Source organism: Terriglobia bacterium, from assembly GCA_020072785.1.
Classification (GTDB): Bacteria; Acidobacteriota; Terriglobia; order Acidiferrales; family UBA7541; genus Acidiferrum.
In genome coordinates, this window is record JAIQGG010000002.1 from 1,518,507 (window position 1) to 1,541,131 (window position 22,625).

Annotated in this window: 20 protein-coding genes; 3 read left to right on the plus strand and 17 right to left on the minus strand. The window is 61.7% G+C overall.

Going from position 1 to position 22,625, the window contains the following annotated elements; genetic code table 11:
• Positions 1–2: 2 nt before the first annotated feature.
• The 12 genes from LAN61_09900 to LAN61_09955 form a co-directional block, all read right to left on the minus strand.
• A complete protein-coding gene (locus LAN61_09900; protein MBZ5540819.1) occupies positions 3–785 on the minus strand; it encodes a hypothetical protein in 783 nt (260 codons plus the stop codon).
• Positions 782–1,309 (minus strand): hypothetical protein, encoded by a 528-nt coding sequence (locus LAN61_09905; protein ID MBZ5540820.1) that lies wholly within the window; start codon positions 1,307–1,309, stop codon positions 782–784. The genes LAN61_09900 and LAN61_09905 overlap by 4 nt, the downstream gene beginning before the upstream one ends.
• 6 nt (positions 1,310–1,315) lie before the next feature.
• Positions 1,316–1,852: a type 4a pilus biogenesis protein PilO gene (pilO, locus tag LAN61_09910; protein ID MBZ5540821.1), complete on the minus strand. Its 537-nt coding sequence runs from the start codon at positions 1,850–1,852 to the stop codon at positions 1,316–1,318.
• 18 nt (positions 1,853–1,870) lie between these two features.
• Positions 1,871–2,437, minus strand: coding sequence for a hypothetical protein (locus LAN61_09915; protein ID MBZ5540822.1), 567 nt, complete (start codon positions 2,435–2,437; stop codon positions 1,871–1,873).
• 9 nt (positions 2,438–2,446) lie between these two features.
• Positions 2,447–3,424, minus strand: coding sequence for a hypothetical protein (locus LAN61_09920; GenBank protein ID MBZ5540823.1), 978 nt, complete (start codon positions 3,422–3,424; stop codon positions 2,447–2,449).
• Complete coding sequence (locus tag LAN61_09925) at positions 3,417–5,066, minus strand: GspE/PulE family protein (protein ID MBZ5540824.1); 1,650 nt, start codon at positions 5,064–5,066, stop codon at positions 3,417–3,419. Before LAN61_09925 ends, LAN61_09920 begins: the two co-directional genes overlap by 8 nt.
• 6 nt (positions 5,067–5,072) lie before the next feature.
• On the minus strand, positions 5,073–6,287 hold the full coding sequence (locus LAN61_09930; GenBank protein MBZ5540825.1) for a type II secretion system F family protein: 1,215 nt from the start codon (positions 6,285–6,287) through the stop codon (positions 5,073–5,075).
• Positions 6,288–6,377: 90 nt separating this feature from the next.
• Positions 6,378–8,132: a tetratricopeptide repeat protein gene (locus LAN61_09935; GenBank protein MBZ5540826.1), complete on the minus strand. Its 1,755-nt coding sequence runs from the start codon at positions 8,130–8,132 to the stop codon at positions 6,378–6,380.
• Positions 8,133–8,302: 170 nt separating this feature from the next.
• Complete coding sequence (locus LAN61_09940; protein ID MBZ5540827.1) at positions 8,303–9,001, minus strand: outer membrane lipoprotein carrier protein LolA; 699 nt, start codon at positions 8,999–9,001, stop codon at positions 8,303–8,305.
• 67 nt (positions 9,002–9,068) lie between these two features.
• Positions 9,069–9,536 carry a prepilin-type N-terminal cleavage/methylation domain-containing protein gene (locus tag LAN61_09945; protein MBZ5540828.1) on the minus strand — a complete coding sequence of 156 codons (468 nt, stop codon included), beginning with the start codon at positions 9,534–9,536 and terminating at the stop codon, positions 9,069–9,071.
• Positions 9,537–9,852: 316 nt separating this feature from the next.
• The gene (locus LAN61_09950) at positions 9,853–10,326 is read right to left on the minus strand and encodes a prepilin-type N-terminal cleavage/methylation domain-containing protein (protein ID MBZ5540829.1); all 474 of its coding nucleotides are present in this window, start codon (positions 10,324–10,326) and stop codon (positions 9,853–9,855) included.
• A gap of 165 nt (positions 10,327–10,491) precedes the next feature.
• The gene (locus LAN61_09955) at positions 10,492–10,815 is read right to left on the minus strand and encodes a hypothetical protein (protein MBZ5540830.1); all 324 of its coding nucleotides are present in this window, start codon (positions 10,813–10,815) and stop codon (positions 10,492–10,494) included.
• Here LAN61_09955 and LAN61_09960 point away from each other — a divergent pair.
• Positions 10,802–12,070: a glycosyltransferase family 39 protein gene (locus LAN61_09960; GenBank protein ID MBZ5540831.1), complete on the plus strand. Its 1,269-nt coding sequence runs from the start codon at positions 10,802–10,804 to the stop codon at positions 12,068–12,070. The two genes, LAN61_09955 and LAN61_09960, sit on opposite strands and share 14 nt — an antisense overlap.
• A 37-nt stretch (positions 12,071–12,107) precedes the next feature.
• Here LAN61_09960 and LAN61_09965 read toward each other — a convergent pair whose 3' ends face one another.
• The 5 genes from LAN61_09965 to pilB all read right to left on the minus strand — a co-directional run bounded on the left by LAN61_09965 (position 12,108) and on the right by pilB (position 19,416).
• A complete protein-coding gene (locus LAN61_09965) occupies positions 12,108–13,484 on the minus strand; it encodes a sigma-54 dependent transcriptional regulator (protein ID MBZ5540832.1) in 1,377 nt (458 codons plus the stop codon).
• 44 nt (positions 13,485–13,528) lie between these two features.
• On the minus strand, positions 13,529–15,145 hold the full coding sequence (locus LAN61_09970) for a PAS domain S-box protein (GenBank protein MBZ5540833.1): 1,617 nt from the start codon (positions 15,143–15,145) through the stop codon (positions 13,529–13,531).
• Between the two features lie 141 nt (positions 15,146–15,286).
• Positions 15,287–16,495, minus strand: a complete 1,209-nt coding sequence (locus LAN61_09975; protein MBZ5540834.1) for a type II secretion system F family protein — start codon at positions 16,493–16,495, stop codon at positions 15,287–15,289.
• Between the two features lie 62 nt (positions 16,496–16,557).
• The gene (locus LAN61_09980) at positions 16,558–17,676 is read right to left on the minus strand and encodes a type IV pilus twitching motility protein PilT (GenBank protein MBZ5540835.1); all 1,119 of its coding nucleotides are present in this window, start codon (positions 17,674–17,676) and stop codon (positions 16,558–16,560) included.
• A gap of 18 nt (positions 17,677–17,694) precedes the next feature.
• A complete protein-coding gene (gene pilB, locus LAN61_09985; protein ID MBZ5540836.1) occupies positions 17,695–19,416 on the minus strand; it encodes a type IV-A pilus assembly ATPase PilB in 1,722 nt (573 codons plus the stop codon).
• 181 nt (positions 19,417–19,597) lie between these two features.
• Between pilB and LAN61_09990 the strand changes: the two genes are divergently transcribed.
• Both LAN61_09990 and LAN61_09995 read left to right on the plus strand, forming a co-directional pair.
• Entirely contained in the window at positions 19,598–20,383 is a 786-nt protein-coding gene (locus tag LAN61_09990; GenBank protein ID MBZ5540837.1) for an endonuclease III domain-containing protein, read from the plus strand.
• Positions 20,380–22,614, plus strand: a complete 2,235-nt coding sequence (locus tag LAN61_09995) for a HAMP domain-containing protein (protein MBZ5540838.1) — start codon at positions 20,380–20,382, stop codon at positions 22,612–22,614. The genes LAN61_09990 and LAN61_09995 overlap by 4 nt, the downstream gene beginning before the upstream one ends.
• Positions 22,615–22,625 lie beyond the last annotated feature (11 nt).

Below are 22,625 nucleotides of genomic sequence, written 5' to 3' on the forward strand. Positions count from 1 at the left end.
CCCTAGGGCTCTTGGGGATTGGAAAGTGGAGGAATGGGCGGCGCGCCTGGCTGCGGCGTCCCCGGCGGGGCGGCAACAGGCTGTCCGATGGGTTGGCCAATGGGCGCCCCGGTCTGCATCCCCGGCTGGCCCGCAGCAATGACATCCTTCGATGGATCCCAGATGAATTCCCAGTCGCTGTAGCGCACACCATTTTCGTACACCATGATCGAACGGCGCCGCACCTTGCTGCCTATGCCGATAATGTTGCCGCCGATGATCGCCGGCTCGGAGGAGGCCAAACCCGGCTGGCCGGTCTGCGCGGCGGACGCCTCTGCTCCCTCCGTTGCCGGAAGCGGCGCACCTTTCTGGCTGCTCTGCGGGCCCGCAGCAGGCTGCGCGGCTGGCGTGGCGCCCGGGAGTTGCAGCGCACCGGGACGCTGCTTGGAGCTGCCGATGAGCTGTCCACCCGGCCCCACATAGATCAGGCGCCAGCTGCCGTCCTGTACATTCATGGGATCGGTATAGGCTTGGCGCATAAAGCGCACACCGTTCTTCGGCTTGGTGAGGTCTTCGAGGGAGGACGGGAAGCGCCCGGTCTTGCGGTAGAAGAGCTTGATGCCGCGGACATATTGCTGGCCGCGCCAGATCATCTCTTTTTCCTTCTCGCGGCGGCCTTGCGTCAGCAGGTTGGGCCCGACGGTAACCGCGGCAATGAGCATCAGCGTGGCGGCGAAGAGGACCAGCAGCAGGGCGTAGCCGCGCTGCGCACGCGCCCTGCGCCACGCAGTATGCCGCCCGCTCATGCCTGGGGGGCCTCTTCGAGGGTCAGTGTGCCGTGCAAGCCGGAAGCGATCTCTTCATACTCCAGGTTGTCGTTGCCGATGCGCACGACGCGGAAGCGCCCGAACAGCGTCTCACCCTCGCCGACGATGAACACGTCATCGCCGTCGGTGAAGAAGGCGCGCTTGGTGCCGCCGGAGGGGAGCGTGGCGTAGCCGAAAAACTTGACGGGCAGCGGGGCGACCGTTGGCCGCGCGGGGACCGCGGGCAGCGGCGGCTGCTTGGCGATCTCGATTTTCTTCTCTTCTTCCGGCGGCGGGGCGATGGCGCTGAAAATATTGCGGCGGCTGCGGGCGTAGTCGGTCTTACGCGCGGCCTCGGCCTTCCACCAGTGCAGCTGGGGATTGTCCACGGCGAGCGGCGGGAAATTCAGGTTCCAGACGCCGGCGGTGGCCTGCCTGGCCGGGGGCCGGGTCTCGGCATACCAGACCGCCGCGGCGATGGCCACCAGCGCCAGGAGCAGGACGATCTGTCTCTTCGGCGTCATGCGTTCCTATGCCGTCTTCCGGAAATACGTCTGCAGGTGCAGATTCACGCGCAAAGCTCCGCCCGCATTGTGCGGCGAAGAGGCCAGCGTCAGGTCATCCACGATGAACAGGCCGCCAGATTTCTGCAGGCCGTTCAGAAAGCGCACCACGCTGGTGTAATCGCCCTCGATGGCGGCATCCATCTCCACCTGCAGAAACGGCTTCTTGGCCACTTCCTGGCCCTTAAAATTCAGGCTGGCGATCTTCACGCCGGCGGTCTTGGCGACGCCGCCCAGCTCGCCGACCAGGGAGGAGTAGCCGCTGGAGGCCAGCGGCAGCGACTTCTCGAAGCGCTCGCAATCCTGTTGGATGGCCGGCATCTGAGTGCGGATGCCCCGGGCGCGCTCCACGTCGGCCTTGAGCAGCTTGAGTTGCTGGCTTTCCAGCGCCAGCATCTGTTGCGGAGTGCGAACACCTGCGCCAGAACGCCAGTTGTACGCGGCCAGGGCGATGTCCGCGGCGAGGAGAAGCCCCAGGCCGCTGAGGATCACGATTCTGCGCATTGTGAAGTCCCGCCGCATTCAGGTCCTCGTATAGGTAACCGTCAGCTCCAGCACGGACTGATCCCCGGCTTCACTTCCCTGCGGGGCATGTTCGGAGAGCAGCTGCACATTCGAAAACATCTTCGAGCCCTCGAGCGCCCGGAGGAACTTCAGCTTGGCCTCGTCGCTCGCGGCTCCCACCACCAGCCGCACTTCGACGCGGTTGTTCTCCAGCTTTGGGGCGATGCTCACGACACGCACGCCGCCCGGCAGAAGCTGTTCGAGGTCCATGAACATTTGGGTCCAGTTGAAGCTGCGCGCATCCAACAGAGAATTCAGATATGCGGCGCGTTCATGCAGTTGGGCGTTTTCCGGGCGGCTGAAAAACTCCTCCAGCCCCTGGCGCTCCCGGCGCAACACCTCGATCTGCCGTTCGACCTCCGCGGTCTTTGTGCGCAGCGCCTGGTCCGCGCGGCGCTCCTGATAGACGTGGCCGCCCAGAAGCAGGAAGGCCATGCCGGCCACGGCGCCGAGAAACCCCGCGCCCGTCAGAAACCGGCGGTGCGTTTCGAGCGGCTTGGTCGCCAGATTGAGCCGGACCTTCATGCTCTTCCTTTATCCATGATGCAGCATCCAGCCGACCAGCCCGTCGAGCTCGCGCTCCGCCAAGGGCCGCGCATCGCCGCGGATGAGGCCGTCGGCTGCGGCGGCGCTGAGCAGGCCGCGGATGGGGCAATGAAACTCCGCCTCGAACGGCCCGCTAAATTCGTCCAGGCGGCGGCCAAGCCCGGCGACGCGCACCGAGCGAATCTCTTCCTGCCAGGTGTCCTGGTAATAGGCGGCTACGGGAAAGACCTCTTCGAGCAGCACTGCAGGGGTGACCCGGCTGGAATCCTCGGGGAGCTCGGTGCAGCGGTAGCCACAGAGAATCCCCTGGCGCACAATGGCCGTGGTCAGCGAGGTCCCGGAGACCCGCGCCAGGAGCGTCGGTCCGCGGTCCTCGAGCAGGGACACGGCCGCCAGCGAGGAGCTCAGCACCACGCCGGGGTGGAGACCGGCGGCTTCCGCCAGGGCTTCGTACTCGCGCACGATACGCTGGCGGGCCAGCGCCGTCACCACATCCACGCCTTCTTCCCGGGGTTGCTGGCGCATGTAGGAGATCTGCGTGTCCTCGGTTTCGAAGGGCACGCTCTTCTTCAGTTTCCAGCGCAGGATGGGGAGCGCTTCCTGAGGTTTGCGGGGAAACTCCTCGAAATGCTGGACAAAAACGCGGATCACGGGATCCGGCAGCAGCAGCGCCACATCCATATCCCGGGCGCCGAGGCGGCTGAAGATGCTGCCCATGGTGGTGCGCACCGCGCTGGTATTGATGATATTGGGCTCGACGGCGGAGGGCACGATGGCTCCCGGCGGGAGGGCCTCCACGGCGAAGCCGTCCACGCCGCCCCTGTGCGTGAAGCGCGCCGCGGCAATTTGTCCCGGGGTGATCTCGCAGGCCAGCGGCGGGTGCGCGCTGGCGTCCAGCCAGTGCACAAAGCTGCGCACCAGTCCGCTCTTGAAAATGCCCTGCCGGAAATCCGCGCTGCTACTCAACGAAGGTCACCTTGTTGATTTCACGCAGCGTGGTCACGCCGGCGCGGATTTTGACCAGGCCGCTCTCCCGCAGGGTAATCATCCCTTCCTCGATGGCCACGCGCTTGATCTCCGACGTGGGCCGGCGGTCCACGATCATCTCCCGGATGTGGTCGGTCAGATCCAGCAGTTCGCAGATGGCGGTGCGCCCGTGGTAGCCCGTCCCCGAGCATTCCAGGCAGCCCTTGCCTTCCACGAAGGCCGTCTGTCCCCACACCGCCGGGTCCAGCCCGGACTCCAGCAGTTGGTCCGCGGAATAGCGCTTGGCCTGCTTGCAGTGCTCGCAGATCATGCGCACCAGGCGCTGGGCCATGATGCAGTTGAGCGCGGAAACGAAGTTGTAGGGCTCGACGCCCATGTTGATGAAGCGCCCGATGACGTCGGTGACGTTGTTGGCGTGCACCGTGGTGAACACCAGGTGGCCGGTGAGCGCGGACTGAATGGCGATTTGCGCGGTTTCCTGGTCGCGGATTTCCCCGACCATGATCTTGTCCGGGTCGTGGCGCAGGATGGAGCGCAGGCCGCGGGCGAAGGTCAGTCCCTTTTTTTCGTTGACCGGGATCTGGGTGATGCCGCGGACCTGGTATTCGACGGGATCCTCGATGGTAATGATCTTGTCCTCGTCGCTCTTGATCTCGTTGATCGCGGCATACAGGGTGGTGGTCTTGCCCGAGCCGGTGGGTCCGGTGACCAGCACCATGCCGTACGGCTCGCAGATATAGCGGCGGAAGCGGCGCAGCTCTTCTTCCGAGAAGCCCACGACGTCGAGGCTCAACGTCTGGAACTTCTCCGACAGGGTCTCCTTGTCGAGGACGCGCAGCACGGCGTCTTCCCCGTGGCTGGCGGGCATGATGGAAACGCGCAGATCGATGAAGCGGCCCTTGTAGCGCACGCGGAAGCGCCCGTCCTGCGGCACGCGGCGCTCGGCGATGTCCAGGTCGCTGAGAACCTTGATGCGCGAGATGATCGTGGTGTGCCAATCCTTGGAAATGGGAGGCATGGCATGCTGCAGCACGCCGTCGATGCGGTATTTGACCACGACTTCGGCGTCACGGGCCTCGATGTGGATGTCGCTGGCGCGCCGCTCGAGGGCCGTGAAGATCACCGTTTCTACCAGACGCACCACCGGGCTGGCGGTGGTGTCGCGGGTCAGGCGATCCGCGGAGATGGTCTCTTCGCTTTCCTCCTCGTCCCGGGAGACCTGCAAGGTGAAGGCTTCGGTGGCCTGCTCCAGGACCCGCTGCGACTGCTCGGTGCGTTTGAGCAGGTCGCTGATCTGCGCCGCGGTGGCCACCTTGATGCTCAGTTTGCGGCCCAGCAGCAGCGGTAGCTCATCGCTGAGCAGCACCTGGCTGGGGTCCGCCACGGCGATCACCAGGGCATTGTTCACCACTTCCAGGGGCACGAAGTTGTAACGGAACATGAGGTCCGCGGGGATGTTGCGGAACAGCTCCGGATCGGGCCGCTGCTCGCGCAGATCCACCAGCGCGCAGCGATAGCGCTCCGCGAGCCGCCGCGCGTATTCCAGCTGGTGGCGTTCGTCCCCGGCCGAAGGAGTGCCGGGGTTGCCACCGGGAGTCAGATTGGGATCCGCTGTCGCCATAACTCCTTACCGTGCCGGTCCCGCCATGGAAAGCGAGAACATCGGAAGATACAAAGCCATCAGGATATACAGCACAAAGAGAGCCATGAAAATCAGAATGCCCGGCTCGATCACGGCAATGAGAGCCGCCAGCCGGACCGTCACTTCTTCCTCGTAGAATTCCGCCACGCTAGTGAGCATGGCCACCAAAGCCCCGCTCGATTCCCCGACCTCGATCATATCCAGCGCGAGCTCCGGCATCACGCGCCGCTCGATCAGGGCGTCGTGCAGGGACTGCCCTTCCCGAACCTTCTGCGTGGCCTGCAGCACCGATCCGCGCACGAGTTTGCTCTGGATCGAGTCTGCCGCGGTCTGCAGCGCGTGCACCAGCGGGGTCCCGCCGCCGAGCAGCGTGCCCAGGGTACGCGAGAACTGCGCCACCTGAAACTTGAGCAGCGTGTCGCCCACCACGGGCAGGCGGAATTTCAGCCGGTCCATCGCTTCCCCGCCCTTCTCCGTGCGCGACCAGAAAAAAACTCCGACGGCCGCGAGGAGCAGCGCCCCGATGGACAGCAGAAACGCCATCCGGTATTGCACGGTCACGGAGATAAGCAAGCGCGTGCTCGCCGGCAATTCCACGTTTAGATCATGGTAGAGCTTCGCGAATTCCGGAATCACATAGGTGACCAGGTAACTCACGATCAGAATCGCGACCGTAACCAGAATCGCCGGATACACCAGCGTGGCCAGAATCCGCTTGCGAACGCTGGTGCTAACGCGCTGGTAAGCGATGAACTGCTCCAGCACTCCGGAAAGATTGCCGCTCTTCTCCCCAGCCACGATGGCCGTGGCATAGACCTTCGAGAATGCGCCGGTTTCGGCCACCGCTTCGGACAGCGACCTTCCTTCGCGCACCCGGTCGCGCACCTGCCCGACGATCGGCCGCAGCTTCGGGGAGGCCGCGCGTTCCGAGAGCAGGTCCAGAGCGCGCAGGATCGGGAGGCCCGCCTTGATCAGCGTATTGAACTGCTGGTTCAGAATCAGGAACTCGGAGCCGCCGACGGTGCGCTCCCGGGATTGGCGCGTCAGCCCCTCGAAGATTCCGCTGCGGGCGCGCACGGAATACACGTACAGCCCGCGGTCCAGCAGTTTCTGCCGGGCCTCTGTGAGCGACTGGGCCGCTTCGACGAGCGCAAAGACGCGCCCGCTCCCATCGGCCACGCGGCAGACAAATTCCCCCATGCTGTGAGTTTACTACAGCTTCTCCCCTGTCCCACTCTCGCGAAGCCTATTACCAAATGGGCCCCCGCCCGTGGGGCGCTCTGAGGGGCTTTACGGAGCGCAGCGCTGGAACTGCGCGGCAGCGGCCGAGTTGTTGGGCGCCAGCGCCAGTTCCTGCCGGAAGGCCGCACACGCACCCAATTCATTGCCCGTCTGCCGCAGCAGGACCCCCAAGGCGAAGTGATAGCCCGCCGCATTTGGGCGCAACTCGATGGCCTTCTGCACGCTCTCGATCGCTTTCTCGCGCAACCCCATCCGGTTCCAGGTCAGACCCAAGTAAAAATGCTGGTCGCTGTTCTTTGGGCTAATTTGGATAGCCCGCAGGAGGTACTTCTCCGCCTCGCCCAGATCCCCTTGTTGATAACACAGATAGCCCAGATCGTAGTTGGGCGTCCACTCCAGGGGCCAATCCTGCAAGGTACGCCGGTACAGCGCCATGGCCTCGGCCACACGCCCCCGGGTGGCCAGGGCAAACGCCAGATTACTGCTGGCCGAACGGCTATGCGGCGAGACTTGATAGCACCTCGAAAACAGGGCCAGATTATCTTTCCAGATCCCCGTCTGCCTAACCGTGAGGGTAAACAGGACGGCGCCCACCACGGCACAGGCCGCAGCGCCGCGCAGCGGAGCCCGCCCGGCCCCCGCCTTGCCTTGCAGCTTTTCCACCGCAAGCCCCGCCAGAAGCGCCATTCCCAGCACGGACAGATAGAGATAGCGGTCATGGACAAATTCGCCGAGTGTGAAAGCCTGCAGGTCCAGAGTCGGGAGCAGGGGCAGCAAAAACCAGACACAGGCCATGCGCACCAGCCGGGTATCGGCTTTCCGCTGCCAGGCATACAAAGCCAGGCCACATGCCAGGAGTACCAGGAGAGGCAGGTAAAATCCGGGCTCGGCAGGGCGGGTAACATAGCGAATTTCGTAGAATTCGCTGAATCCAACGGGATAGACCAGGTGCCAGAGATAAAAGCACAAGATCTTCGGCCAGGTGAGAACCACGGTGCCCCATCCCAGAGGTGTTGGATGCGCCCCCAATCCCTTCAAAACGGAAATGCGCAGCCCCAGATAGCCAATGGCCGCGAGGGCGTAGCCGGCGCTCGCTTGCAGGCTGGCGCGCAAACGCTTGCCAAAATCGCTCCAGAGCGGAGACGGGCCTGGGCACGCATCGATCCACACATAGGCGAAAACGATGGCTGGAAAGACGATCGCGGTTTCCTTGCAGAGCGTTCCGGCCGCAAACAGAGCGAGCGACCCCGCTAAACTGGCTTTCCTGGCACCATAGAACCAGCGCAAGAAGAGCAGAAACGAGCCGAGCAGAAAAACCGCATAGAGCGAGTCCGTGCTCGCGGAAATCCAGGACGCGGTTTCAATGTGTATGGGGTGCAGCCCGAAGACCAGCGCGGCCATCGCCGCTCCCGAAAGCGAAAGACGCGCGGCGCGCGCCACCGCATACACCAGCACGGTGGCCAAGACGTGCAGCAGGACCGTGGTCACATGCCAGCCGGCCGGCTGGAGCCCGAACAGCAGGAAGTTCAGGCGCAACCAGAGCAAAAACAGGGGCCGGTAAAAACTGGCCGCGGCCACCGCGGAAATCCCCGTCCAGACGTCGGAGGAAAAGTAGCTCCCAAGGTGCCCGCTCGACTGCACCGCGGGGTTCTGCAGGATCTGCCCGTAGTCGTCATGAACAAACTCAAAGCGAAAGCTACTGGCATAGGCGAGCAGCACCAGCAGCCCGATCCCCCCACCCAGCAGCACGCTGCGCCGCCGTTGGGCCTGTAACTCCCCTGTGCCCGTACCGCTGTCCGGCAAGAGCGTCTCCCCGCGCCTGCCGTGCAGGCGCCGCCTCTCTGCAACCCGAAAAGGCGTACTTCCTGCTGAATTCTATCTGCGAACTTCGTGCCTTTAGGAAGAACCCGCGACGGCCTGCTTCTAGTGGTAAACCGCAGCGCGCTCCGGAGCTCTTCCCCGCCGCACCAGGTTCAGGGCAGCGGGCTGGATCGCGCACCGATTTCGTCCGCGGGCGCGTCCACGATGGCCACGCCCAGCGGCGGCGCAAACCGAAATTGCGCCTCCTCTACTGGCTCGTTCTTTGCCCAGTTCGAAAACTGAAATTCAATAGCCGATTCCCCGCCCTCGTCCATGCGCACGCGGCTCAGATCGCCCGTCTCCGGCGCGACTTCCAGCAGGATTTCGCCCGCTCCCTGACGCGCCGCCTTCGCCCCGCGCGGGCGGCAATGCAGCACCAGATTTCCGGGCGTGGCGGCTTCCGCGGCGGAGCCCAGAGTTACGCTGCCACACAAGCGCGAGACACGCGGGTTTCTGGTTAGCAGCCCGAAGGGAGTGCGCTCATCGTCGTCTTCTTTCACCGTACTGCGCATGACCGTGCGGTCGGCAGGCACGTAAAACCAGATCGTCCGGCCGTCGCTGATAAATACCTTGGCTTCCGGAGATTCGTATTCCCAGCGCATCTTCCCTGGACGCTGGAATGTGACCCTGCCGGACTCCGCCCGGACCTGCCGGCCATTTTCCAGGTAGCGTTCGAGGAAGACTGCACGGAGCGTCCTGGCGCCGCTATAGCGGGTCTCCAGAAGCCGGACAACCCTGGCGGTCTCCGGCGGCTCGGCCGCGGGAAGCTCCGACGCTGAAAAAATACAGAAGAGCAGCACCAGCATGATCATGCCGGCAGTGTAGCAATTTTCGGGTGAACCCGGGTGAAAAGGAGAGCCGCAGGAAGCGCTTTTCCTCTTAAATCGGAGTGTCTGTGACCGTGGCCGGTGCGCCAGTCTTTTGCCGGATCACGCCGGACTGATCGCTGAAGAAGTAACGGTTACCTGTCTGGTTCAGATTCGTCGGGCTCCCTGTCGCCGTATACGTCAAGTAAATGCCGGTGATCGGAGTGCCACCGGCAAGGTCAAACGTGTAGCCGCTCTTCACGCCAGTGGAGAGCGCGCTGTCCAGCATGTCCGCCGCGCTGGAGGACGGGGACGCCGATTGCGCCAGATTGCTCAGTGCCAGCGGGTAGCCAATTCCATAGGTGGTCGAATAGGTGACGGCAGCGGTGTTAATCGTGCGCAACGAAGCCACGGCCGAAGCCTCATTCGCGGCCATTTTGGATTTCAGCAGATTCGGAACGGCAATCGCCGAGATAATCAGAATAATCGCTACGACGATCAGCAGTTCGATCAACGAAAAACCCTGTTGATTTTTATGCATATCGGATCCTCTGAAACATCACGCTCCTAGTTTCTCTACTTAACACATGCATGTATCTAGCCAAAGCCGCCGTAGAGTAGCCGAAGGCTAATAAAGATTTATCATGTTCATTCCACAATATTTAGAGGATTCCTAGAATTTCGATAATCCTAATGGTAACAAGGCAACTTCATCCACGGTCAGCAAGGACATTTTTTGTCGTCAATTTTTGCCAACAAGTTTTTCCCATTTTGTTGCCCGCAACAAGTTCTCCGAATACAAAATGGCACGGGGGGAGCAGTGCTCCCCCCGTGCCGGTATTGCTTCTCGACTGATCTTAGTTTCCGATCGGGGTATCGGTAACCACGGCCGGAGAGCCCACCTTCTGCCGGATCACGAAGCTCTGATCCGTGAAGAAGTACCGGTTGCCCGTCTGGTTCACGGACACCGGCTCGCCCGTCGCCGTGTAGGTCTGATACACGCCGTTCGAGGGGTTGGCGGCAGTAAGGACAAACGAATAGCCGCTCTTGGTTCCGGTGGCAAGCACGTTGTCAATCAGATCCGCCGCGGCGGAAGTCGGTGACGCGGCCGGCGCCAGATTGGCGAGCGCCAACGGGAAGCCGATCCCGTAGGTCGATGCATAGGTAACGCAAGCGGTGTTGATCGAACGCAGCGAACCAACGGCCGAAGCCTCGTTGGCAGCCATCTTCGAGCGCAGCAGGTTGGGAATGGCGATCGCGGCGATAATCAGAATGATCGCCACAACGATCAGAAGCTCAATCAGTGAAAAACCCTTTTGATTCTTGCGCATTCAGAATCTCCTTGAAATTTGGCGTTCCGAGAACCGACCACTTAAAGAGCATATCTTCTGCCAAAACCACCACTCTCTCCTGTCAACGAGATTTCTCTCATAACCAACTCATTATAAAATACTTACAATGGTCGACAGGAATCCAATCGCATATCGCTAGCGAAATCAATTCGATTTTACCTCAAATGTGACACTTTCTGTCGCCACTAAATGGCGCTTGTCCCCTTCCTGCTTAACCAGGTTGTCCTGCTTCGCTCTTGTCTTTTGACCAAATAGCTTAGGCACAAAAATCGGCGTTGCGGCAGAGATTAGCAAATAGATACGGCCTGCCAGGACTTGGAAACGGCTCCGCACGTAATAATTGAAGCTGCGGGTGCTCGCCGATAAACTTCCTCCTATGGAAGGCTCATCGCCTGCACTAAATTCCGGCCATCGCTTGCGCCGGTACTTTGCATCGCCAGCCCTAATTTTTGCCGTGGCCCTGGCCATACGCTTCGCCTATCTCGCCTATTCGCAGTGGGTCGAGCCCGCGCGCATCGCCACGCACATCGTACCCGGCTTCGAAACCGGGCAGATTGCTCGTTCTATCACCGAAGGGCACGGCTTCAGCTCGCCATTGAATGTAGAATCCGGACCTACCGCCTGGATCACGCCGGTTTATCCCTACCTCCTGGCCGGCATTTTCAAGGTTTTCGGAATCTATGCGCGCAGCACCGAAATCATCATCAAGATTTTGAATTGTCTTTTTGCCGCACTGGCTTGCTTCCCGCTCCATGCGCTTGGCCGGCGGCTGTTCAATCCCAGCGTTGGCGTCGCTGCGGCCTGGTGTTGGGCTCTGCATACTGGTTCCATATTCTATTCCGTCGTATGGACGTGGGATACCAGCCTGTCGGCGCTGCTCCTGACTCTTCTGCTGTGGGCCACCTACGCCCTGGATGATACGGACCGGCCAAGCCGCTGGGCCGGTTATGGCGGACTCTGGGCATTCGGTGCCCTGACCAACGCCGCCCTTCTATCTGTATTTCCGGGTCTGCTCGGATATGCAATCTATCGGGCGAGGCAACGCGGCGCCTCCTGGTTGCGGCTTGGAACAATGGCACTGCTGGTCTTTGCTGCGGGTGTTTCTCCGTGGCTGCTCCGCAACCAGGTTGTCTTCCACAAAGCGCTTCTGTTGCGATCCAATTTCGGCCTGGAGCTTTGGCTCGGGAACAATCCAGAGGTTCCCGATACCTGGGCCTGGTGGCTGCATCCCAGCGACAATGCGCAGGAACGCGCAAAGTTTTTGCGCCTGGGGGAGATCGCCTATATGCAGGAAAAACAAAGCCTGGCCTGGCAATTCATCAAGACCCATCCCGCGGATTTCGGCCGCTTCTTCTTCCGGCGTTTCATGCACAACTGGACAGGAACGTGGGAGCCCCTAGCAGACATCTGGACGCGCATCCCGCTGTGGCTGAAGATCAGCCTCGCAGGCAGCTATCTCTTCTCTTTGCTGGCCTTTCTGGGTTTGTACTTGATGCAGCGCGCGCAGCCGTTGCAAAGCATCCCGTTTCTCTGCCTGATGCTTCTCTTTCCCCTGGTGTACTACATCACTCACACATCCCCGCGCTACCGGCATCCGATTGACCCCGCGATGGGATTCCTGGCGGTCATGGCCCTGGCCTATCCGCTGCGGGCGCTGCGCGGCAAACAGCGGCTGCCCGCGGGCGCGCCGGCTCCGCTCGCAGAACTCGCCCCACGCCGCTGAACGCCGGCGCCGCGACTACCCTGCACTCCACATGCTCCTATACGTTGTGTTTTTTTGCGTAATGCCGGAAGGAACGGTAACTGATCTTCAGTAACTCCGCGGCGCGGGTGCGTACACCGCCGCCGGCTTCCAGGGCCGTCTGCAGGTAACGCCTCTCCGTTTCGGCCATCTGCTTCTCGAAATCGAGCCCGTCGACCGGCAGCTGGAAAGACCCGTTGCCTGGCGCATTCGCCGGGGTTTCGTAGCCGCCGATGCGGCCCGGCAGAACGCCCAGGGACACCTCGCTCCCCGATTCCAGCGCCACCGCGCGCTCCAGGGTGTTCTCGAGCTCGCGCACATTTCCCGGCCATTCGTAGGTTTCCAGGCGGCGCATGGCTTCCGGGGAAATCCCGCGAACGGGTTTGTTCATCACCTTGGTGAACTTTTCCAGGAAATGCCGCGCCAACAGCGGAATGTCGTCGCGCCGTTCGCGCAGCGGCGGAAGATGGATGGGGATGACGCTGAGCCGGTAATAGAGGTCTTCCCGGAAGCGCCCCTCGGCAATCTCTTTTTCGAAATCTTTGTTGGTGGCGGTGATCACGCGAACGTCTACGTCCGTTTCTTCCGTGCTGCCCAGCGGACGCAGCTTCCCTTCCTGCAGGACGCGGTAGAGCTTTACCTGCATGGTCAGGCTCATGTTGCCGATCTCGTCCATGAAGAGCGTGCCCCCGTGCGCCGCCTGGAAAAGTCCGCGGCGGTTTTCGTTGGCTCCGGTGAAGGCGCCTTTCATGTATCCGAAAAGCTCGGATTCCAGCAGGGTTTCGGGGAAGGCGCCGCAATTGATGGTGATAAAGGGGGCGGCAGCCCGGGCGCTGTTTTCGTGAATGGCGCGCGCCACCAGTTCCTTCCCCGTGCCGCTCTCCCCCGTGATCAGCACGCGGCTGGTCTGCGGCGCGACGGTCTGGATCAGCTCGAAGATGGCGCGCATATTGGGGCTCTGGCCGATGATGTTGTCCAGGCCCGTCAGCCGGCGCAGTTCTCGCCGCAGATACCCGGCCTCCTTCTGCAAGCGCAGGCTTTCGGAAGCGGCGCGTACGGCGCGGCGCAACTGGTCCACCAATTCGTGGTCCTTGATGACGTAGCGGTCCGCGCCGGAATTGATGGCCGCAATAGCCGTCTCCACCGTGGGCACCCCGGTAATCAGCAGGAAAAAGCAGTCCGGGGAGATCTCCTTTACGAACTTGAGCAGGTCCACACCCGTGCTGCCGGGCATGCGGATATCTGAAATCACGATGTCGAAAATCTTGGATTCCAGCTTGCGCTGCGCCTCTTCCACGGATTTGGCCACCTCGACCTTGTGGCCCTCCTTGCGGAAGGTGATCTCCAATAGTTCGCAGATTGAACGTTCGTCATCCACCACCAGTATGAGTGCCATACGTGTATCCGTTCCTCGAACGCAATTTTCTGTGCCGCCCGGCGTTACGCCACCCGCGGCAATTCCACGATAAACTCCGCGCCCTGGTTCTTCTCCGAAATCACGCTGATCTTCCCGCTATGCGCCTGCACGATCTGATAGACGATGGAAAGCCCGAGCCCAGTGCCACCCTCGAACCCGGATTGCAGCGGCTCGAAGATTTTCTCCTGGCGCTTGGCATCCAATCCGATGCCGGTATCGCGAAAGGCGATGCGCAGCCAAAACAGCTGCGGCTCCAGCTGCACGGTCAGGGTTCCACCGCCAGGCATGGCCCGCAAGGCGTTGTCACACAGGTTCCAGAACACCTGTTTCATGCGGTTGACATCCACCCGGGCACGCATCATCTGTCCGTTGTAGACCCGCACGATTCGGTACTTGGCCTGATGCTCCGGCTTCTTTTCGATCAGGGTGAGCACTTCATCGAGCAGTGCGCAGACGTCCGCTTCCTGGAATTCGTAGGTCTTTTCACGCGAGTAGTTGAGAAAGTCGGTGATGATCTGGTTCAGCCTTTCCGATTCCCGGCTGACGATATTCACCAGGTGCTTCTCGTCCTCCTCCAAAGGCACCAGCCGCGCCAGTTCCTTTACAGCCCCAGCCATGGCCGTGAGCGGCTGGCGGATTTCGTGCGCGATGGCTGCCGAAAGCCGCCCCAGCGCCGCCATGCGCTCCTTCGTAGCCACTTCCTGTTCCAGGCGCCGCAATTCCGTCAAATCCTGAAAATTGAAGACAAAGCCGCTCTGCCGCGGATCCCGCGACCGAAACGGCGACACGGAAATCCCCAGGAAGCGCTCTTGATCGTCGGCCGTCAGGAATTCGATCTCCCTGCGCGTCACACTGTTCTCCTGCCCTTCCGTCTGTCCCGGCAGCCAGAATTCGGGGAACTTCTCGGCCAGGTTCGCCCCGCGCAGATCCTCAAAGCGATACCCGAGAATTTCTTCGCCCGTGCGGTTCAGGAGCAGGATGCGGCCCTGCAAATCCGTGGTGATCAGGCCGCCGCGCATCGAATGGATGATGTCTTCGGTGAAGTTCCGCAGGTCGAGAAGTTCTTCGCGTTTTTCCTCGAGCTCCTGGCCCTTGGAATAAAGCGACTGCGCAAGCAATCCGGAAAGATAGGCCACCGCGAAGAAGGCCAGAAAATGACTGAGAAACCATAGGCGCAGAGCGGCGCCTGTGGGCGCCACCGCATAGGTCCGCGGAATCTTTTCCGCATAGGCCACCACCGAAAGCACCGCGAGGAGCACCAGGCACAGGCCGGCAGTGACAAAGGCCATGCGCCGGCTGAAGAGAATGCTGGCCACAATAATGACCAGCAGGTAGAGGGAGATGAAATAGCTTTCCTGAACGCCGGTGACGTAGACCACCGCGGTGATCAGCAAAATATCGATGCCTACCTGCAGCGGGGCGTGCCAGCGGGCCTGCGGAACCCAACGCACCAGCAGGGCATACAGGACGCCCAGGGTAATCCAGAAGAGCATGATGATCGGGAGAAGATAACGGGAGAAAACCGAGGCGGGCGCGTACTGCGGCCAGATTACCGCCACGCCCAGAATGAGCACGATCATCATCAGCCGGACGCGTGTCAGCCAGCCCAGCCAATCCCGTGTTGCTTGGGTATGCTCCATGCGCTCCGCCATTGAAAAAGAATGCCGCTCGCCGGCCGGTCAGGAACTGCGATGCAGCCGGAGAAGGCCCGAACTGGGGAGCATTTCTCTTCGGCGCCCCCCCGGCAAGCAGGCGCGCCCGCGACAGTCCGGGGGTTACGGCTACTTGCTCAGCTTGCCGATCAGCGAGAAGAGCGGCAGGTACATGGATATGACGACGCCGCCGACGACGCCGCCCAAAACCACGATCATGATGGGTTCCATGGCCGTCAAAAGATCCTTCACCGCCGCGTCCACTTCGTCTTCATAGAAATCGGCTATCTTCTGCAACATGGCATCCATCGCGCCCGTCTGTTCGCCGACGCCGATCATCTGCGTGACCATGCCCGGGAAAACGTTCGACTCTTTCAGAGGCTCGGTGAGTGTCTTGCCTTCTTCCAGCGACTTGCGCACATTCAGCAGCGCCTTCTCAATGACCGCATTCCCCGCCGTCCGCGCCGTGATGTCCAATCCCTCCAGGATGGGCACGCCGCTGGCGATCAGCGTCCCCAGTGTGCGGGTGAAGCGCGCCACACCGATCTTGCGCAGCAACACACCCATGAGCGGAAGCTTGAGCAGCAGGGAATCCAGGTAATAGCGCCCTTGCGGCGTCCCGTACCAGGACTTGATGCCGAAGAAGGCGCCGACCCCCGCCACCAGGATCATGAACCCGAAGATACTGCCGATGAAGTTGCTCAGACCGATCACGATCTTCGTCGGCAGCGGCAGATCGACACCCAGACCCAGGAACAGCGTTGCGAAAATCGGCACCACCTTCCACAACAGCAAGATGATGACGCCGCCGGCCACCGAGAGCACACCGATCGGGTAGACCATGGCCGATTTCACGGCCCGCTGCAGCTTCACGTTTTTTTCGATGTACGTAGCCAGGCGCTGCAGAATGGTGTCAAGAATACCGCCCGTCTCGCCCGCTTCCACCATGTTCACGAAGAGGGGGTCGAATACCTTGGGATACTGCCGCATGGCCGCGGAAAGAGTCGCGCCACCCTCGACCGCACTGCGCGTGCCTACCAGCACCTTCTGAAAGGTCGGGTTCTCCTGCTGGCTGGCGAGAATTTCCAGACACTGCACCAGCGGGAGTCCGGCGTCAATCATCACCGAGAACTGGCGCGTGAAAATCGCCAGATCTTTGGCCTTCACGCCGCCGCCAAATGACGGAAGGTTGAACTCCTTGCCCTTCTCCGACATCTTGGTGGGCGTGATCTGCTGGCGCCGCAGCAGGGTGCTGAGTTCGTTCTTGTTCGTCGCGGCCATTTCGCCACTCACGGTGGCGCCCGCGCGATTCGTGCCTCGATAGGTAAAAACGGGCATGTTCGTACCCCTCCTCAGTTACCGCACTCGGTTCGCCCAGACAATTCTGGACGTAAACCGGTTTACCGCCGCCCCGTGGGAGCTTTCATACCGCCGTTCGGACTTGACGCCACCCCACGGTTGATCATGTCCTGCAGTTCGTCCTGGTTGGACGATCGCGAGATAGCCGTTTCCAGGGAAATCTGTTTCTGAAAATAGGCGTTCGCCAGGCTCTGGTTAAATGTCTGCATGCCCGAGGTGCCGGTACCCGTCTGCATGGAGGAATAGATCTGATGGATCTTGTCCTCGCGGATCAGGTTGCGGATGGCCGGAGTCGGCACCAGGATTTCCATCACCATCAAGCGGCCCCGCCCATCCACGCGCGGCAGCAGCGCCTGACAGAGCACCCCTTCCAGCACCATGGAGAGCTGCGCGCGGATCTGCGGCTGCTGGTGGGACGGAAAGACGTCAATGATGCGGTTGATGGTCGAAGCGGCTGAATTGGTGTGCAGCGTCGCAAAGGTCAAGTGACCCGTTTCCGCGATGCGCAGCGCCGACTCGATGGTTTCCAGGTCGCGCATTTCGCCGATGAGCACCACGTCGGGATCTTCACGCAGCGCGGCGCGCAGCGAATTGGCAAAGGAATGCGTATCCGAGTGAATTTCGCGCTGATTCACCAGGCACTTCTTGTGGTTGTGCAGGAACTCGATGGGGTCCTCGACCGTGATCATGTGCTCTTCGCGCTCGCTGTTGATCTTGTCGAGCATGGCGGCGAGCGTGGTGGACTTCCCGGACCCGGTCGGACCGGTCACCAGAACCAGGCCGCGCGGCTTTTCGCACATGGTCTTGATGATCGGCGGCAAACCCAGGGCTTCGAAGTTCTTGATCTCCCAAGGAATGGTACGGAACACGGCCGCGACCGCGCCGCGTTGATTGAAGATGTTGCCGCGGAAACGCGCGATATTCTTCAAGCCGAAGGAAAAGTCGAGTTCCAGGTTCTCCTCGAAACGGTGTTTCTGCGCGTCGGTGAGCACGCTGTAGGCCAGCGACTTGGTATCCGCGGCGGTCAGCGGCGGCATATCCAGCGGCTTCAGATGGCCATGCACACGGATGCGCGGCGGGCTGTTGGTGGTGATGTGCAGGTCGCTGCCGCCCATCTCGATCATCTTCTTCAGCAATTCACTCAGCGTAATTCCAGCCATACCGGTCTTGCCCCCGTTCTAGAGAACCGTTTCGCGCAGCACTTCTTCCAGTGTCGTCACGCCGGCGGCCGCCTTGATCAAGCCGCTGCGCCGCAAGGTGATCATTCCTGTTTCGACCGCTTTCTTCTTCAACTCCAGCGCCGAAGCGCCGACGAGAATTAACTCCTTCAGCTCGTCGGTGATCTCCATGACCTCATAGAGGCCCGCGCGTCCCTTATACCCGCCCTTATTGCAGTTCGAGCAGCCCTTGCCGTGATAGATCTTCGTCTTCTTGGCCTCTTCCGGCGAATAGCCGGCGTCGATCAGCGCCTGCTCCGGAATATCCAGCACTTCCTTGCAGTTCGCGCAGATGCGCCGCACCAGGCGTTGCGCGCAGATCAGGTTCACCGACGTGGCCACCAGGAAAGGCTCGATGCCCATGTTCATCATGCGGCTGATGGTCGACGGAGCGTCGTTGGTGTGCAGCGTGGAGAGTACCAAGTGGCCCGTCAGAGCGGCTTTGACCGCGATTTCCGCCGTCTCGAAGTCGCGGATCTCTCCCACCAGAATGATGTTGGGGTCCTGGCGCAGGAAGGCGCGGAGGGCGGCGGCGAAGTTCAGTCCGATCTGCTCTTTCATCTGTACCTGATTGACGCCCTGCAACTGAAACTCCACCGGGTCTTCCGCGGTCATGATGTTGGTTTCAACGGTATTGAGCTTGGCCACCGAGGAATACAGGGTATTCGTCTTGCCCGAGCCCGTCGGGCCGGTAACCAGTACCATGCCGTAGGGCCGCAGAATGTTGCGTTCGAATTTGGCCAGCGATTCCGCCTCGAAACCCAGCTTGGTCATGTCCAGGCGCAAGTTCTCTTTGTCCAGCAACCGGAGAACGATCTTCTCGCCGTAGAGCGTGGGCACCGAGGAAACGCGGAAGTCCAGTTCCTTCTTCTTTCCGTCGGCCTTGTACTTGATCATGATGCGCCCATCCTGCGGGAGGCGCTTTTCCGCGATGTCCAGCTTGGCCATGATCTTCATGCGGCTGGTAATGGCGTCCTTCACGCGCATCGGCGGAGTCATCACCGTCTGCAGAACGCCGTCCACTCGATACCGCACGCGCATCTCCATCTCGTACGGCTCGACGTGGATGTCGCTGGCGCCCATCTTCACCGCGTTGGTCAGAATCATGTTGACCAGCTTGATGATGGGAGCTTCTTCGGCGACGCGTTCCAGTGCGGACGCGTCCATCTCCGCTTCTTCGGCGGCCAGCTCGACGTCCTGCTCCTCCTCATCCACCAGCTCGCTCATCATCCTGCTGAGATCTTCCTGCTGCGCATTCGACGCCCCGTAGAAGCGGGCAATGGCTTCCGCGATGGCGGATTCCGACGCGACTACCGGCTCCACGTTGAAGCCGGTCATGAACTTGATATCGTCCATGGCGAAGACGTTGGTGGGGTCGGTCATCGCGATGGTCAAAACAGAGCCCACGCGGGAAAGCGGGATAACCTGGTAGCGCGTAGCGGTATCCTGCGGAATCAGCTTGATCACCGTCGGGTCAATCTCATAAAACTTCAAGTTGATTGAGGGAACGCCGTATTGCCGGGACAACACACCCGTGATGTCGTCGTCGGTGATGAAACCCAGCTTGGCCAGACAGCTACCGAGCTTGCCGCCGTTCGTGCGCTGATGGTCCAGGGCTTTCTGCAGCTGTTCCTGGGTGATCAGGCTTTCCTTAATTAGTATTTCGCCGAGCCGGACAGACATCCAGCACTCCCCGGGTTCTGCACCCGAGGCTAACCTTAGCAGAGGGGAGACGACGTCAAAGGGACAAATTCGGCTCTCGTTCTGTAAGGGCTAACACCTGTCCGGAAGAACAGGTCGCTTTGTCCGCGCGCAAAAGTGTCATTCTTGACTTGCCTCGAAGTGACAGTTATCGTGCGTGGAGATGTCCCACTTCGTGTCACTGCCGGATTTCGACACTCGCCTGACCAAAAGTGTCCATCCTCCGGCGCGCCCTTCCCTTCTTGTCCACCCCCTGCTTTCCTACTACGACGTGCTCTTTGCCGCGCTGGGTCCGCAGTATTGGTGGCCCGGGCGCACATCTTTTGAAGTCATCGTGGGCGCCATCCTGACGCAGAACACTTCGTGGCCTAACGTCGAACGTGCCATCGTCAATCTGCGCCGCGAAAAATTGCTGCGCCCGGTTGGGCTCGAACGCGTCTCCACGGCGAAACTGGCCCGCTGCATCCGCCCCTCCGGTTATTTCCGCCAGAAAGCGCGGAAGCTGAAAGCCTTCGTCCGCTTTCTGCGCAAAGAATTCGGCGGCTCGCTGGCGCGCATGTTTCGCACGCCCACCGCGGAACTTCGCGAGCGCCTGCTGGGTATTTACGGCATCGGCCCGGAGACCGCCGACTCCATCCTTCTCTACGCCGGCGCGCATCCCGTCTTCGTCGTGGACGCTTACACACGGCGCATCCTCGAGCGCCACGGCCAGGCGCTGCCCCGCGACCCCTACGAGCAGCTCCGCGCGCAGTTCGAACGGCACCTCCCGCGCCGCGTTCCGCTCTATAACGAATACCACGCGCTGATCGTGCGCACGGGCAAGGACTGGTGCCGCAAAACCAATCCCCGCTGCGCTGTATGCCCCTTACGTTCTTTTTTGCCGCAACCCGGCGCCACCCGCATCCTTTCTCCCGCACGTGCAGGCAAAAGAGCGGTTGGAGCTTCATGAGCCCGATGAATTTCAAGCAACGCCTGCGTCTGGCGGTTGGCGGCGTCCTCCTGACGCTGCTGCTTGCCGCCGTTTTCACCCTCGGCTCGCTGGATATGCCTTTCGAGCCCAAGACCTGGCCGCAGGTCCTGACCCTCTACGCCGTGTCCAGCTTCATCACCGCGGCTCTGATCGTCTTCGGGCTGGTGCTGATGCGCACGGTTCTGCGCCTGTGGAACGAGCGCAACAAACAGCAGCTTGGTGCGCGCTTCAAGACCAAGATGGTTCTGGGCGCGATGGTCATCTCCCTGCTGCCCATCTTTTTCATGTTCATCGTCAGCTACTCGCTCCTCAACCGTACCCTGGCGCGCTGGTTTCCCCGCCCGCTGGAACTCGCCGTTCAGGAGACCCGGGAGTTGCTCGCCGATTTCGGCAGGGTGCAGTTGCAGCGCATGAACGATCTGGGAGCTGCCGCGGTTGCTTCCTCCGGTTCTTCGGCCACGAAGGGACCAGCATCGCAACCCGGGGAGTGGCCCGCGCGAGCCGTTGCTATGGGCGCGGATGCTGCCTGGCTGCTGCACGAAGATGGCAGCATGTCCCATGTGCTGCGCCGCGTTTCCCCGGCGCCCAACTCCACGCAAACCGCCATCCCTCTCGCGGTCACGCCGCGGCGGGCCCGCACGCTGCCCAGCGGCGCGCAGATCTGGCTTCTGGGACAGGAAACCTACATCGGGAACACCCCGCTGCCTTCCCCAAACGCCGCGGTGCTGGTGGTAGCGCGCCGCCTCCCCCAGAATTTCCTTCAGCGCTACGCGGAAGTGGACAAGCAGTCCCTGGCCTACGGTTACGAAAAGCAGCATCTGCGCGCCCTCAAGACGCAGATGCTGCAGATCCTTCTACTCTTCACCCTGCTTCTGCTCTTCGCCGCGTTGTGGATGGCCCTCTTTCTCGCCAAGCAGGTCACCGTCCCCATTCAGGCCCTGGCCGAAGGCACCCGGGAAATCTCCTCCGGCAATTTCGACTACCAGGTCCCCGAACAGGCGCAGGACGAACTCGGCGTGCTGGTGCGCTCCTTCAACGCCATGACTACCCAGTTGCGCGACAGCCGCCGCCAGATCGACGAATTCACGCGCAGCCTGCAGCAGGCCGTTCAGGAGTTGGAGCGCCGCCGCCAGCTCATGGAGACGATTCTGGAGAACATCCCCACCGGGGTCATTTCGCTGGACGCCAGCGGCGCCGTTCTGCGCACCAATCCGGCCATGACCCGCATCACCGGGGAGGCTGCGGGAAACGCGCAGAACCTGGAACAGCTGTTGGGGCCGGACGCGGCCCGCTTGGTGCACAATCTGATGCGCCGCGCCCAGCGCATGGGCGTGGTCACACGGGAGATCGAGCTGATCGTGCAGGGCCGCGTGCTGCACGCCGCGGTCACGGTGAGTTCGCTGGGGCCGCGCCGCGCCAATACCGGCTACGTCGTGGTTCTTGACGATCTCACCGAAGTGCTGCGCGCCCAGAAATCGGCGGCCTGGCAGGAAGTGGCCAAGCGCATCGCGCATGAAATCAAGAATCCCCTGACGCCGATCCAGCTATCCGCCCAGCGTTTGACCCGCTTCCTGGAGCGCCGCGGCGCCCAGCCCGGCGCGCCAGCCGAGCGCGATCCGGAGCTGGCCAGGCTGGTGCAGGAATGTTCGCAGCTCATCGAACGCGAAGTCGCCACCCTGGCTTCCCTGGTCAACGAGTTTTCCCAGTTTGTGCGTTTCCCCACCGCCAAGCTCGGCCCCACGGACGCCAATCAGGTGATCCGCGAGGCTCTCGAGGTCTTCGCCGGGCGGCTCGACGGCGTCTCCGTGCAGACGCAACTGGAAGTCCATCTTCCCGCCGTGCGCGGGGACGGCGGACTGCTCCGCAGCGTCTTCGTCAATTTGATTGACAACGCCGCGGAAGCCCTGGAGAACGCCCGGGTCAAACAGATCCGCATCGCCACCCGCGCGATCCCCGACGCCGAAATGGTGGAGATCCGCATCGAAGACACCGGCCACGGCATCTCTCCGGAGGACAAGGACAAGCTTTTCCTGCCCACGTTTTCGACCAAGGAACGCGGCACGGGCCTGGGTCTGGCCATCGCCGCGCGCATCATTGCCGAACATGGCGGTACAATCCGTGTGGAGGATAATCGTCCGGTCGGCTCGCGTTTTTTTATTGAGCTTCCGGTGATCGAGCCCGTTCCGGCCCCGTCCGGAGAAGGCGTGTGACGCGGGCCTAG

What these genes read in the sequence shown, in the direction of transcription:
- LAN61_09900 (MBZ5540819.1), bottom strand. Translation starts at nt 785, where the DNA reads ATGAGCGGGCGGCATACTGCGTGGCGCAGGGCGCGTGCGCAGCGCGGC.
- LAN61_09905 (MBZ5540820.1), bottom strand. Translation starts at nt 1,309, where the DNA reads ATGACGCCGAAGAGACAGATCGTCCTGCTCCTGGCGCTGGTGGCCATC.
- pilO (MBZ5540821.1), bottom strand. Translation starts at nt 1,852, where the DNA reads ATGCGCAGAATCGTGATCCTCAGCGGCCTGGGGCTTCTCCTCGCCGCG.
- LAN61_09915 (MBZ5540822.1), bottom strand. Translation starts at nt 2,437, where the DNA reads ATGAAGGTCCGGCTCAATCTGGCGACCAAGCCGCTCGAAACGCACCGC.
- LAN61_09925 (MBZ5540824.1), bottom strand. Translation starts at nt 5,066, where the DNA reads ATGGCGACAGCGGATCCCAATCTGACTCCCGGTGGCAACCCCGGCACT.
- LAN61_09930 (MBZ5540825.1), bottom strand. Translation starts at nt 6,287, where the DNA reads ATGGGGGAATTTGTCTGCCGCGTGGCCGATGGGAGCGGGCGCGTCTTT.
- LAN61_09940 (MBZ5540827.1), bottom strand. Translation starts at nt 9,001, where the DNA reads ATGATCATGCTGGTGCTGCTCTTCTGTATTTTTTCAGCGTCGGAGCTT.
- LAN61_09945 (MBZ5540828.1), bottom strand. Translation starts at nt 9,536, where the DNA reads ATGCATAAAAATCAACAGGGTTTTTCGTTGATCGAACTGCTGATCGTC.
- LAN61_09950 (MBZ5540829.1), bottom strand. Translation starts at nt 10,326, where the DNA reads ATGCGCAAGAATCAAAAGGGTTTTTCACTGATTGAGCTTCTGATCGTT.
- LAN61_09955 (MBZ5540830.1), bottom strand. Translation starts at nt 10,815, where the DNA reads ATGGCCAGGGCCACGGCAAAAATTAGGGCTGGCGATGCAAAGTACCGG.
- LAN61_09965 (MBZ5540832.1), bottom strand. Translation starts at nt 13,484, where the DNA reads ATGGCACTCATACTGGTGGTGGATGACGAACGTTCAATCTGCGAACTA.
- LAN61_09970 (MBZ5540833.1), bottom strand. Translation starts at nt 15,145, where the DNA reads ATGGAGCATACCCAAGCAACACGGGATTGGCTGGGCTGGCTGACACGC.
- LAN61_09975 (MBZ5540834.1), bottom strand. Translation starts at nt 16,495, where the DNA reads ATGCCCGTTTTTACCTATCGAGGCACGAATCGCGCGGGCGCCACCGTG.
- LAN61_09980 (MBZ5540835.1), bottom strand. Translation starts at nt 17,676, where the DNA reads ATGGCTGGAATTACGCTGAGTGAATTGCTGAAGAAGATGATCGAGATG.
- pilB (MBZ5540836.1), bottom strand. Translation starts at nt 19,416, where the DNA reads ATGTCTGTCCGGCTCGGCGAAATACTAATTAAGGAAAGCCTGATCACC.
- LAN61_09990 (MBZ5540837.1), top strand. Translation starts at nt 19,598, where the DNA reads ATGTCCCACTTCGTGTCACTGCCGGATTTCGACACTCGCCTGACCAAA.
- LAN61_09995 (MBZ5540838.1), top strand. Translation starts at nt 20,380, where the DNA reads ATGAGCCCGATGAATTTCAAGCAACGCCTGCGTCTGGCGGTTGGCGGC.